The organism is Mesorhizobium sp. M7A.F.Ca.CA.001.10.2.1, from assembly GCF_003998575.1.
Taxonomy (GTDB): domain Bacteria; phylum Pseudomonadota; class Alphaproteobacteria; order Rhizobiales; family Rhizobiaceae; genus Mesorhizobium.
Genome location: NZ_RZQY01000922.1, coordinates 1 through 1,777, shown reverse-complemented (window position 1 = coordinate 1,777; position 1,777 = coordinate 1). Strand labels below are relative to the sequence as shown.

Here is a 1,777-nt window from a genome sequence, read left to right as displayed (position 1 = left end):
CTACGAGGACCCCCACCCCGTCTCACGATCTTCGCTTCGCTGCGATCATGAGCCGACCCTCCCCACAAGGGGGAGGGTGAGCAGATCTATTCGCCGGGCGGCTTGCCGGGCTCGGAGTGCATCCGGCGCACGCGGCGTACGCCCCACCAGACCAGCAGGATGGCGACAGGCACCGAAGCCGCGGTAATGATCTCCGGTGCGAAGGCATGGCCGAAGATCGAGGCACCCTTGGCGACATAGCCGACAAGGCCGACCACATAATAGGAGACGGCGGCGACCGAGAGCCCCTCGACGGTCTGCTGCAGGCGCAGTTGCAGGCGGGCGCGATTGTTCATCGAGGCAAGCAGGTCGCGGTTCTGTTTCTCGACCTCGACATCAACCCAGGTGCGCAGCAGCGTCGTGGCGCGGGTCAGTTTTCGCGACAGATTTTCCTGCCGCTCCTCGACCGAGCGGCAGGTGCGCATTGCGGGCGCCACCCGGCGCTGCAGGAACCCGCGCCATGTGTCATAGCCGGGCACAGCCTCTTCCTCGAGCGCCTCCAGCCGTTCGCCGACGATGCCGTCATAGGCACGGCTGGCGCCGAAACGGTAAAGGCTCGACGCCGCGTCCGCCTCCAACTCCGCCGCAAGTTCGGTCAGATCGGCCAGCAAGGTCTGGCTGTCGCGAGTCCCGGCGACCTTCATCTCCAGCGTGGTCTGCGCCAGCCGGTCTTCGATGCGGCGGGCACGGCCGGACAAGGTCAACGCCAGCGGCAGGCCGAGCATGGCCAGCGTCCGATAGGTTTCGATGTCGATAAGCCGCTGCGACAACGCGCCGGTACGCGCCGGGGTCAAGCCGCGATCGAGCAGCAGCATGCGCGTCAGGCCATCGCCATCCTGGCGAAAATCGGTGACGATGGCGGCGTTTCCGCGCTCGACCAGCGAGTAGCACAGGCTGGTCGGATCGAAACCGGCTATCAGCTGCTCGCTCGCTTGCGTCCATTTGCGGATTTCGAGCCTGATGCCGGAGATGCAGGTTCCCGGCGGCGAAAACCCGTTGCCGAAGGGGGAGTCCTCCTGCGCCCTGCCGCTCTCGGAAAGCGGCCCTTCCCACAAATAGGTCGAGAATTCGGTGTGCCGCTCCCAGCGCAGCGAGCCCTTGCCCCATTTCATGGCATGATGGCGGGCCTGGCGGTCGGGCGCGGCGACGCCGAGGCGCCGCGACAGTTCGGAAAGCACCGCGTGGTCGACGCCCGAGCCCCCCTCGGTCATGAAGGCGAGTTGCATCAGGACGCGTGGCTTTTCGATCAGCGGGTGCGGCCGGGCATGAACCTCGCCGAGTGCGCCAGGCCGGCCCTCATGCGCAGGAAAGCCCATGACGCTGCCCTTGGCGCGCGGCTGGAATTCGAGATCGGACGGGTCGTCTGACACGGCTTGTTCCCTGGGTTTCCTTGAACCCTCTTGCACGCGCGTCCCTCTAGTGCCAATGGCCTGATGACGCAAACAGCAAGTTAGCCGAAGATGATGGCATCGGGCGGGAAATCGGCCCGCTTTTGTCAATTGGATAAATAATTTGACCAGTTGGCGAGGCAAGCTCTATTCTACGACACCGGTTCACCTTCCAGGCATTCTGTTGAGCGACATTTTTTCCAGGATCGAGCATTCGCGCACCGCCGACGAGGTGGTGCAGCAAATCGAGAGCCTCATCCTCGAAGGCGTGCTGCGCACCGGCGACCGGCTGCCGGGCGAGCGCGAGCTTGCACGCCAGTTCGACGTATCCCGGCCGATCCTGCGTGATG

At 64.9% G+C, this 1,777-nt stretch carries 2 protein-coding genes; one reads left to right on the top strand and one right to left on the bottom strand.

Annotated elements, in window-relative coordinates:
• Positions 1–86: 86 nt before the first annotated feature.
• Positions 87–1,409: a DUF3422 family protein gene (locus EN964_RS33495; protein ID WP_127272364.1), complete on the bottom strand. Its 1,323-nt coding sequence runs from the start codon at positions 1,407–1,409 to the stop codon at positions 87–89.
• 202 nt (positions 1,410–1,611) lie between these two features.
• Between EN964_RS33495 and EN964_RS33490 the strand changes: the two genes are divergently transcribed.
• Positions 1,612–1,777 (top strand): GntR family transcriptional regulator (locus EN964_RS33490; protein WP_127277379.1); only part of this gene is annotated, 166 nt, incomplete at its 3' end.